The organism is Teichococcus aestuarii (assembly GCF_042651065.1).
GTDB classification, from domain to species: Bacteria; Pseudomonadota; Alphaproteobacteria; order Acetobacterales; family Acetobacteraceae; genus Pseudoroseomonas; species Pseudoroseomonas aestuarii.
Genome location: NZ_JBHSCH010000021.1, coordinates 48,935 through 58,006 on the forward strand (window position 1 = coordinate 48,935; position 9,072 = coordinate 58,006).

The following is a 9,072-nucleotide window of genomic DNA, read 5'->3' on the forward strand; positions in this document are numbered from 1 at the left end:
CACACGGCATGTTGTGCATAGCAGCAGACGGCGCAGCCTCGCCAGGGACAGTTCAAAGCATGCCGGCCGCACTCGCGAGACTAGAACGGGACATCCGGCAGCAATTATCGCTGGTGGACTACCCCGCCCGCCCCTGGATGCGGCCTGCCGCGGCGGATGTGCTCGACGTCGCCATCATCGGCGCCGGACAGACCGGATTGGCAACGGCCTTCGGGCTGCGCCGCCAGAAGGTGGACAAGCTGGTCCTGTTCGACCGTGCACCGCCAGGCGGCACCGGTGTCTGGATCACATTTGCGCGAATGCGCACCCTGCGCACGCCCAAGCACGTCACGGGCCCCGATCTCGGCCTGCCGGCACTGACCCCGCGCGCCTATTTCACCGCCCGCGACGGCGAGGCCGCCTGGGACAGCCTGCACAAGATCGGCCGCGAGGACTGGCAGGACTATCTCGACTGGTACGCCCGCGTGCTGGAACTGCCGGTGCGGCACGAGCACACGCTGCTGGAGATCGGCCAGGAGGCGGAGACGGGGCTGCTGACGCTGCGCTTCGCCACGCCCGGGGGCGAGGTGGTGCGGCGTGCCCGCAAGCTGGTGCTGGCCACCGGCATGGATGGCGCGGGGGCCTGGCAGATCCCGCCGCCCTTCGGCGCCCTGCCGCCGGGGCGGGTGCTGCACACCGCCCAGGCGATCGACTTCGCGGCGCTGGCCGGCAAGCAGCTGCTGGTGATCGGCGCCGGCGCCTCCGCCTTCGACAACCTGGCCACGGCCCTGGAGGCCGGCGCGGCCGAGGCCACCATGCTGGTGCGCCGCCCGCGCATGCCGCGCGTCAACCCGTTCCGCTGGATGGAGCAGGCCGGCTATCTCGGCCAGTACCATGCGCTGCCGGACCTGCTGAAATGGCGCTTCACCCGGCACATCTTCAAGCTGAACCAGCCGCCGCCGCAGGAGAGCTGGGACCGCGTGGCCGCCGACCCGCGCTTCCGGCTGGTCATGGGCGCGCCGGTCGAGTCTGCCCGCATGGAGGGCGGTGCTGTGGTGCTGGAGACGCCGCGCGGCGCCTTCGGCGCCGACGCGGTCATCCTCGGCACCGGCTTCACCTTCGATCTCGGGCTGCGGCCGGAGCTGGCGCCCTTCGCGCGCCACATCCGCCTCTGGCGCGACGCCTTCACCCCGCCAGCGGGCGAGGAGAGCGCCCTCTGCGGTGCCTCCCCCTACCTCTCGCCGGATTTCGCCTTCCAGGAAAAGCAGCCCGGCGCCGCGCCGCTGCTGCGCCATATCCACTGCATGACCTATGCGGCGACCCTCTCCATGGGTCTCTCGGGCGCCAGCATCAGCGGCATGAAGTATGGCGTGCCGCGGCTGGTGGACGGGCTCTGCCGCGCGCTCTGGCTGGAGGATGCCGAGGCGCATCTCGCCGCCCTGCGCGCCTTCGACCTGCCGGAGCTGACCGCCCCCATCCCGCAGGAACACGAAAATCCGGAGGAGCGCCGGGCCGGCGCCGCGGAGTGAGCATGAGCAGATCCAGCGCCCTCTCCACCCACATCCTCGACACCGCCTCCGGCCGCCCGGCCGAGGGGGTGCGGGTGCAGCTCTGGCGGATGCAGCCCGTGCCCGCGCTCCTGGCGGAGGAGCGCACCGATGCCGATGGCCGCGCCGGCGGTGCCCTGCTGCAGGCGGAGCGCTTCCGGCCCGGCCGCTACGAGTTGCGCTTCTTCGTGGGCGACTACTTCGCCGCGCGCGGCATGGCTGGCGGGCCGGAGGAGCGCTACCTCGACGTGGTGGCGGTCAGCGTCGGGCTGCGCGAGGGGCAGGGGCACTACCATGTGCCGCTGCTCTGCACGCCCTGGTCCTACACCACCTATCGCGGCTCGTAGGGCGAGGGATCGTCCAGCTCGGGCGGCGGCTGCGCCTCCGGGTCGCGGGCGATCAGCCCGGCATCGTTCTCCGCGAAGCGGCCGACGCGCGCCGGCACCGGCCAGCAGGCGAGGTCCCCGGCCGGGCTGGGGCGCAGCAGGGCCAGCGGGTCGCCCTCCGCCTCGCCCAGCCAGGCGGGCCAGTCGGCGCGCGGCAGGATCACCGGCATGCGGTGGTGCACCAGCGCCTGCTTGGCATTCGCCGCCGTGGTGATGATGCTGAAGGTGCGCAGCCATGTGCCGTCCGGCTGCTGCCACCCCTCCCACAGCCCGGCCAGCGCCATCGGCTCGCCGCTCGCCAGTGCCACGGCGTAGGGCTGCTTGCGCGTGCCCTCCTGCCGCCACTCGTAGAAGCCGTCGGCGGGCACGAGGCAGCGGCGGCGGGCGAAGGCCTCACGGAAGGAGGGCTTTTCCGTGATGCCTTCGCTGCGGGCGTTCATCAGCTTCGCGGCGCCGGAGGCGTCCTTGGCCCAGCGCGGCACCAGCCCCCAGCGCAGCGGGCCTAGATGCCGCGCGCCGCTCTCCGGGTGGCGGCGCACGACCAGCGAATCCTGCGTCGGCGCCACGTTCCAGGAAGGAGGGTGGTTGGGGAGCGGCGGCGCCGTCTCGAAATACTCCGCCAGGCGCTGTGGCTCGCGCTGCAGGAAGTAGCGGCCGCACATGATGGGTCTCCCTTCGGCCATCCAGCATAGCGGCCCGGGCGGCCGGCCGCGAGGTGGCGGCCGCGCCGCGCCGAGACAGGGCGGGGCTCACGGCAAGGTAATTTCGAAAACAAATCGATGTTCGGTAGAGCCAGGGCCCGGCCCGAAAAAAAAACACAGGCCGGATCCGCTCAAGCTGGGAGCCGGTCAGGAACTCCCCGATGCGGATCAAGGAAGGGAGTTCCGCCTATGAGCTTCGGCAGATTCTTCACCTCGGACTGGATGCACTACACCCGGCCCGCGCTGGACTGGTTCAATTCGAAGCTGGTCTATGGCACCCGCGGCGACGACACCATCGGCCGCGACGGCAACGGCCTGCTCGTCTTCGGCCTGGCCGGGGATGACCAGATCACGGTGGATGGCCGCGCCAACCCGGATGGCGCCGGCAACAAGGTGCTGGGCGGCTCCGGCCGGGACAGCATCATCGCCTCGGGCAACAAGAACCTGCTGCTGGGCGAGACGGGCAACGACAGCATCACCGCCACCGGCAACGACAACACGGCCTTCGGCGGGGCGGGCGACGACGTCATCGCCATGACCGGCCAGAACGCCAGCGGCAACGCCGCCCATGGCGGCAGCGGCAACGACACGCTCTCCGCCTTCGGCTACGACAACCGGCTGTACGGCGGCGCAGGCGAGGACGTGCTGAGCAGCCGCAGCTTCAGCGTCGGGCAGGGCATCCAGGTGGGCGACGGCACGGTGATGAGCGGCGGCTCCGGCGCCGACCGCTTCGTGCTGAACAACACCAGCGCGCTCTCCGTGCTGGACAATGGCGACGACGTCGTCTCCGCCGGCGACACCTTCCGCGGCGTGATCGACGTGATCACCGACTACCGGGCCGGCGAGGTGATCGAGACCGGCGCCACCACGCGCGTGAGCGGCCCGGTGGCGCTGGACGAACTGCAGACCATTCCGCCCGGCAATTTGGGCGCCGTGCTGGCGGCCGGCGAATACGCCCTGTTCCATGGCGCGCTGACCGAGGCCGGCGTGTTCTCCGTGGCGGCGGCGGGGCCGGACCTGCTGATGATCTACGAAACCGCCAACAGCGCCGACCCCACCGCCAGCGGCGCGGTGGTGCTGCGCGACTATGCCTCCGATAGCGTGCTGATCGCCTGAAGGGCCGGCGTGCCGGGCGGGCCTGCGCGGCCCGCCCGGGTCAGGATCAGTCCACGATGAACAGCGTGGCGCCCGTCTCGGTGACGGAGCGGTGCGCCGCGTCGCCGAAATCGGACACCATGTAGCTCATGCCGGCCTTCAGCTCCGTGCGCCGGCCGTCCTTCAGCTCGCTGACCAGGGTGCCCGCGACCACGTGGATGATATGGCCACGGTCGCACCAGTGGTCGGCCACGTAGCCGGGCGAATACTCCACCAGCCGCACGCGGATGTCGCCGAGGGTGAAGGTGCGCCACAGCGCGTGGCCGGATTCGCCCGCGTGCCGGGTCGGCTCCACCGCCGACCAGTCGATGGCGGTGAAGGGCAGGGGCGGGATCTTCACGGGTGCCGCCTTCAGCCGCGCGGCAGCAGCTGCTCGGCCAGCGCCGCGAAGAAGCTGGCGCCGACCGGCAGGACCGCGTCGTTGAAGTCGTATTTCGGGTGGTGCAGCCCGGCATCGCCGGCCGAGCGGCCGCCGCCCAGCATCAGGTAGGAGCCGGACTTGGCGTTCAGCATGAAGGCGAAGTCCTCGCCGCCCATGGTCGGCTTGGGCAGCTCATGCGTGTTGGCCTCGCCCACCACGGCAGCGGCGGCGCGGGCGGCGAGCTGCGTCGCCTCGGCCTCGTTGATGGTGGAGGGGTACATGCGGAAGAAGCGCACCTCCGCCTGCGCGCCGAAGGCGGTGGCGATGCCGGAGGCGATCTCCGTCACCTTCTTCTCCAGGATGTCGCCCACCTCGGGGCGGAACCAGCGGGCGGTGCCGCGCAGGCTCACCGTCTCGGGGATGACGTTGAAGGCGTTGCCGCCCTCGATCTTGCCGATGGTGACGACGCCCGCCTCCACCGGCTCCACGTTGCGCGCCACGACGGATTGCAGCGCGGTGACGATCTGCGCCGCGATCACCACCGGGTCGTTGCCCATGTGCGGCATGGCGCCATGCGCGCCCTTGCCGGTGATGGTGATCTCGATATCGGCCACCGCCGCCATCACCGGGCCGGTGCGCCAGTGCATCTCGCCCGCCGGCAGGTTCGGCCAGTTGTGGATGGCGAAGACGCGGTCCATCGGGAAGCGCTCGAACAGCCCTTCCTTCACCATCACCTCGGCGCCGCCGCCCATCTCCTCGGCGGGCTGGAAGATGACATAGACGGTGCCGGCGAAGTTGCGCGTCTCGGCCAGGTACTTCGCCGCGCCGAGCAGCATGGTGGTGTGGCCGTCATGGCCGCAGGCGTGCATCTTGCCCGGCACGGTGGAGGTGTAGGGGACGCCGCTCTCCTCCAGGATCGGCAGCGCGTCCATGTCGGCGCGCAGGCCGATGGCGCCGCCCGGCGCATTGCCGCGGATGACGCCGACCACGCCCGTCTTGGCGATGCCGGTGATCACCTCGTCCACGCCGAACTCCCGCAGCTTCTCCGCCACGATGCCGCTGGTGCGCACCTCCTCGAAGGCCAGCTCCGGGTGGCGGTGGAAATCCTGCCGCCAGGCGGTCATCTCGTCGTGGAAGTCGGCGATGCGGTTGATCACGGGCATGGGGCGGGTTCCGTCCGGTCGGTGTGGTCGCGAAGGCGTGCAGCTTTGCGGCGAGTGCCGCCGCCCCGCAAGGGGAGGGGGGTTCCCCGGAGCGCCGGCGGGACCATCTGAGGGCGGATGCTCCGCCGGGTCGTGATCCTCCTGCTGCTGCTGTCGCTGCTGGCGCCGGCGGGCCTCTATGTCTCGGGCCTGTGGCGCCCGCCGCCGCGCTGGGACCCCTGGGCCGTGCTCGACATCCGCGACACCCCCAATTTCGTGACGCCCTGGAAGCTGGCCCGGCTGGAGCGCGAGCCCGCGGCCTGCTTCGCCGCGCTGGAGCAGTCGGGGCTGGCGATGGCGCGCCTGCCGGACCGTGCCTCGGACTCAGGCTGCCCGCTGGAGAACACGGTGCGGCTGGAGGGCGGCCGTGCCGCGCTCAGCCCGGCGGGGCCGGTGGTGACCTGCCCGCTGGCGGTGGCCTGGGCGATGTTCGAGCGGCACGCGCTGCAGCCGGCGGCGCGGGCGCATTTCGGCCAGGGCGTGCGCGCCGTGCGGCAGCTCGGCACCTACAATTGCCGCAACGTCTATCACCGCGCCGAAGGCCGCCGCAGCCAGCACGCCACGGCCAACGCCATCGACATCGCCGGCTTCACCCTGGCCGATGGCCGCGCCATCACCCTGCTGCGCGACTGGGAGGGGGCGGGGCCGGAGGCCGCCTTCCTGCGGGATGCGCGGGACGGCGCCTGCCGCTTCTTCAAGGCGGTGCTGGGGCCGGACTACAACGCGCCGCACCGCGACCATTTCCACCTCGACCGGGGGCGGTGGTCGCGCTGCTCCTGAGGCCCGAACGGCTACGGTATCATGATACCACAGCTTTTTTCCTTGACCTCCCTGGGCGTTGCGCCGATAACCCGCCCCATCTTTCCAGGACTAAGCAAAGCAGATCATGCTCACCACGCAGACCCGCTCGCTGAAGCCGGCGGAGGTCAAGAAGGGCTGGGTGCTGATCGATGCGGACGGGCTCGTGCTCGGCCGTCTCGCGGCCCTCGTTGCCAATCACCTCCGCGGCAAGCACAAGCCGCAGTTCACGCCGCATGTCGATTGCGGCGATCATGTCGTCATCGTCAACGCCGAGAAGGTGAAGGTGACCGGTAACAAGGCCGAGCAGTCGGTCTTCTACTGGCACACCGGCTACCCCGGCGGGATCAAGGAGCGCACCGTCCGTGAGCGCCTCGAGGGCCGTTTCCCCGAGCGCGTGATCGAGAAGGCCGTGGAGCGCATGATCACCCGTGGCCCGCTGGGCCGTCGGCAGATGAAGAACCTGCACGTCTATGCGGGCGCCGAGCACCCGCATGCCGGCGCGCAGCCCCAGACGCTGGACGTCGCCGCCCTGAACCGCAAGAACAAGGTGGCCTGAGATCATGAGCGAACAGACCACCGCCACTTCGCTGTCCGAGCTGAAGAACCTGGTCGCCGGCACCCCGGCCGCCGGTGAGGCCGCCGCCGCGCCGCGCGAGCCGAAGAAGGACCAGTTCGGCCGCTCCTACGCCACGGGCCGCCGCAAGAACGCCATCGCGCGCGTCTGGGTGAAGCCGGGCAAGGGCACTGTCGAGATCAACGGCAAGGCCGCCTCCAAGTACTTCGCCCGGCCGGTGCTGCGCATGCTGATCGCGCAGCCCTTCCTGGTGGCCGACCGCTACCAGCAGTTCGACGTGTACTGCACGGTCGTCGGCGGCGGGCTCTCCGGCCAGGCCGGCGCGGTGCGCCACGGCATCAGCCGCGCCCTGACCAACTTCGAGCCGGCCCTGCGGCCGATCCTGAAGAAGGCCGGCTTCCTGACGCGCGACCCGCGCGTCGTCGAGCGCAAGAAGTACGGCAAGGCCAAGGCCCGACGCTCCTTCCAGTTCAGCAAGCGCTGACGCTGGCGGGCCGGCGTACGCGCCGGCCCGATCAAGGGCTGTTCATCGGCAAGGGCGGGTCCGCGAGGACCCGCCCTTTCTGCATTCTGCTATCGTCACCGACCCTGAAGGAGGGCCAGATGGCCAAGGGTTCCGTTCCCGCGATCTTCATCGACGGCGAGGCCGGCACAACGGGGCTGGGCATCCGCCAGCGCCTCGAGGCGCTGCCCGGCATCGCCCTGCGCTCGATCGACCCGGCGCAGCGCAAGGACCCCGAGGCCAAGCGCGCCCTGATGGCCGAGGTGGACCTGGTGGTGCTCTGCCTGCCGGACGAGGCGGCGAAGGAGAGCGCGGCCATGGCCGCCAGCCTCGGCGCCGACGCGCCCAAGCTGCTCGACGCCTCCACCGCCCACCGCGTGCACCCGGACTGGGCCTATGGCTTCCCCGAGCTGTCGGCGGCGCAGGCGGCGGCGGTGGCGGCCAGCCCGCGCGTTTCCAACCCCGGCTGCTACCCGACGGGCGGCATCGCCCTGCTGCGGCCGCTGGTCGATGCCGGGCTGATCCCGGCCGACCACCCCATCACCGTCAATGCCGTCTCGGGCTATTCCGGCGGCGGCAAGGCGATGATCGAGGCCTATGAGGGCGGCACGGCGCCGGCCTTCGAGCTGTACGGGCTGGGGCTGGAGCACAAGCACCTGCCGGAGCTGCAGCTCTATTCCGGCCTGACGCGGCGGCCGATCTTCGTCCCCAGCGTCGGCAACTACCGGCAGGGGATGCTCGTCTCCATCCCGCTGCATCTCGACACCCTGCCGGGCAACCCCGCGCCGGAGGATCTGCGGGCGGCGCTGGCCGCGCATTACGAAGGCTCGCCCTGGGTCCGGGTCGTGCCGGCGCCGGCCAATGGCAAGCTGGAGCCCGAGGCGCTGAACGACACCAACGGGCTGGAACTGCGGGTGTTCGGCAACGCGGCGCGGCACCAGGCCGTTCTGGTGGCGCGGCTGGACAATCTGGGCAAGGGCGCCTCGGCGGCCGCGGTGCAGAATATCGGCCTGATGCTCGGGCTGGAGCAGGCGGCACGGCAGGCCGCCTGAGACGCCGCCGGCGTGGGGCGCGGGGGGGCACCCCCTTCCGCCCGGCGCCAGCGGGCAGGATGATGCGGGCGAGGGGGGCAGCCCCTCCCGCCCATGCCCGCCGCCAGGGTGGCGGGCCAACCCTGGCGGGCGAACCCCGCCGCAGCGCGAGGAACCCGTCACGCCCATGGCTCCGCTCCATCCCTTCGAAGGGCGCCTGCCCACCATCGACCCCAGCGCCTTCGTCGCGCCCAGCGCCGCCGTCATCGGCGATGTCGAGCTGGGGGCGGATGCCAGCGTCTGGTATCACTGCGTGCTGCGCGGCGACACCAACTTCATCCGCGTCGGCGCCCGCAGCAACATCCAGGACGGCAGCATCGTCCATGTGAATGCCGGCACCCACCCCACCATCATCGGCGCCGACGTCACCATCGGCCATGCCTGCATCATCCATGCCTGCATGCTGCACGACCGCGCCTTCGTCGGCATGGGCGCCACGGTGCTGGACGGCGCGGTGATCGAGGAGGGCGGCATGCTGGGTGCCGGCGGACTGCTCGCGCCCGGCAAGCGGATCGGCGCCAACGAGCTGTGGCTGGGCTCGCCCGCCCGCAAGGTGCGGATGATGGATGCCGAGGAGCGCGCCCGCTGGGACCGCATCGCGGCACATTATGTGGAACTGGCCAAGCGGCACCGCACCTCGCTGGTGACCGGGGGCGCATGATGCCGCGCCCCGCCGTGTCGCGGCCCGCCCTCGGGCTGGCGCTGGGGCTGGTCCTCGCCGGCTGCGCCCTGGCGCCGCCCACGCCGCCCGTGACCCTGCCGGCCGCGGCGGC

The 9,072-nt window shown here is 71.5% G+C and carries 11 protein-coding genes; 8 read left to right on the forward strand and 3 right to left on the reverse strand.

Annotation, left to right across the window (positions count from 1 at the left end; all coding sequences use genetic code 11):
- The first annotated feature begins 59 nt into the window (after positions 1-59).
- Both ACFOY6_RS10670 and uraH read left to right on the forward strand, forming a co-directional pair.
- On the forward strand, positions 60-1,508 hold the full coding sequence (locus ACFOY6_RS10670) for a SidA/IucD/PvdA family monooxygenase (protein WP_379650623.1): 1,449 nt from the start codon (positions 60-62) through the stop codon (positions 1,506-1,508).
- A gap of 2 nt (positions 1,509-1,510) precedes the next feature.
- Positions 1,511-1,873, forward strand: coding sequence for a hydroxyisourate hydrolase (gene uraH, locus ACFOY6_RS10675; RefSeq protein WP_379633534.1), 363 nt, complete (start codon positions 1,511-1,513; stop codon positions 1,871-1,873).
- Here the strand turns inward: uraH and ACFOY6_RS10680 are convergent.
- Positions 1,858-2,574, reverse strand: coding sequence for an SOS response-associated peptidase (locus tag ACFOY6_RS10680; protein ID WP_379650625.1), 717 nt, complete (start codon positions 2,572-2,574; stop codon positions 1,858-1,860). The genes uraH and ACFOY6_RS10680 overlap by 16 nt on opposite strands.
- A gap of 228 nt (positions 2,575-2,802) precedes the next feature.
- On the opposite strand from ACFOY6_RS10680, the gene ACFOY6_RS10685 reads away from it, so the two are divergent.
- A complete protein-coding gene (locus ACFOY6_RS10685) occupies positions 2,803-3,729 on the forward strand; it encodes a calcium-binding protein (protein WP_109516035.1) in 927 nt (308 codons plus the stop codon).
- A 46-nt stretch (positions 3,730-3,775) separates the two neighbouring features.
- On the opposite strand, the gene ACFOY6_RS10690 is transcribed toward ACFOY6_RS10685, so the two are convergent.
- Positions 3,776-4,108 carry a DHCW motif cupin fold protein gene (locus ACFOY6_RS10690; RefSeq protein WP_109516034.1) on the reverse strand — a complete coding sequence of 111 codons (333 nt, stop codon included), beginning with the start codon at positions 4,106-4,108 and terminating at the stop codon, positions 3,776-3,778.
- An 11-nt stretch (positions 4,109-4,119) separates the two neighbouring features.
- Positions 4,120-5,292 (reverse strand): M20 aminoacylase family protein, encoded by a 1,173-nt coding sequence (locus tag ACFOY6_RS10695; protein ID WP_379650628.1) that lies wholly within the window; start codon positions 5,290-5,292, stop codon positions 4,120-4,122.
- A gap of 117 nt (positions 5,293-5,409) precedes the next feature.
- On the opposite strand from ACFOY6_RS10695, the gene ACFOY6_RS10700 reads away from it, so the two are divergent.
- The 5 genes from ACFOY6_RS10700 to ACFOY6_RS10720 all read left to right on the forward strand — a co-directional run bounded on the left by ACFOY6_RS10700 (position 5,410) and on the right by ACFOY6_RS10720 (position 8,960).
- Positions 5,410-6,111: an extensin-like domain-containing protein gene (locus ACFOY6_RS10700; protein ID WP_109516032.1), complete on the forward strand. Its 702-nt coding sequence runs from the start codon at positions 5,410-5,412 to the stop codon at positions 6,109-6,111.
- A gap of 106 nt (positions 6,112-6,217) precedes the next feature.
- Positions 6,218-6,688, forward strand: a complete 471-nt coding sequence (gene rplM / locus ACFOY6_RS10705; protein ID WP_109516031.1) for a 50S ribosomal protein L13 — start codon at positions 6,218-6,220, stop codon at positions 6,686-6,688.
- 4 nt (positions 6,689-6,692) lie between these two features.
- A complete protein-coding gene (gene rpsI / locus ACFOY6_RS10710) occupies positions 6,693-7,190 on the forward strand; it encodes a 30S ribosomal protein S9 (protein ID WP_109516030.1) in 498 nt (165 codons plus the stop codon).
- A gap of 119 nt (positions 7,191-7,309) precedes the next feature.
- On the forward strand, positions 7,310-8,260 hold the full coding sequence (gene argC, locus ACFOY6_RS10715; RefSeq protein ID WP_379650630.1) for an N-acetyl-gamma-glutamyl-phosphate reductase: 951 nt from the start codon (positions 7,310-7,312) through the stop codon (positions 8,258-8,260).
- A gap of 166 nt (positions 8,261-8,426) precedes the next feature.
- Positions 8,427-8,960 (forward strand): gamma carbonic anhydrase family protein, encoded by a 534-nt coding sequence (locus tag ACFOY6_RS10720; RefSeq protein ID WP_379633542.1) that lies wholly within the window; start codon positions 8,427-8,429, stop codon positions 8,958-8,960.
- The last annotated feature ends 112 nt before the right edge of the window (positions 8,961-9,072 follow it).

What these genes read in the sequence shown, in the direction of transcription:
- ACFOY6_RS10670 (WP_379650623.1), top strand. Translation starts at nt 60, where the DNA reads ATGCCGGCCGCACTCGCGAGACTAGAACGGGACATCCGGCAGCAATTA.
- uraH (WP_379633534.1), top strand. Translation starts at nt 1,511, where the DNA reads ATGAGCAGATCCAGCGCCCTCTCCACCCACATCCTCGACACCGCCTCC.
- ACFOY6_RS10680 (WP_379650625.1), bottom strand. Translation starts at nt 2,574, where the DNA reads ATGTGCGGCCGCTACTTCCTGCAGCGCGAGCCACAGCGCCTGGCGGAG.
- ACFOY6_RS10685 (WP_109516035.1), top strand. Translation starts at nt 2,803, where the DNA reads ATGAGCTTCGGCAGATTCTTCACCTCGGACTGGATGCACTACACCCGG.
- ACFOY6_RS10695 (WP_379650628.1), bottom strand. Translation starts at nt 5,292, where the DNA reads ATGCCCGTGATCAACCGCATCGCCGACTTCCACGACGAGATGACCGCC.
- ACFOY6_RS10700 (WP_109516032.1), top strand. Translation starts at nt 5,410, where the DNA reads ATGCTCCGCCGGGTCGTGATCCTCCTGCTGCTGCTGTCGCTGCTGGCG.
- rplM (WP_109516031.1), top strand. Translation starts at nt 6,218, where the DNA reads ATGCTCACCACGCAGACCCGCTCGCTGAAGCCGGCGGAGGTCAAGAAG.
- rpsI (WP_109516030.1), top strand. Translation starts at nt 6,693, where the DNA reads ATGAGCGAACAGACCACCGCCACTTCGCTGTCCGAGCTGAAGAACCTG.
- argC (WP_379650630.1), top strand. Translation starts at nt 7,310, where the DNA reads ATGGCCAAGGGTTCCGTTCCCGCGATCTTCATCGACGGCGAGGCCGGC.
- ACFOY6_RS10720 (WP_379633542.1), top strand. Translation starts at nt 8,427, where the DNA reads ATGGCTCCGCTCCATCCCTTCGAAGGGCGCCTGCCCACCATCGACCCC.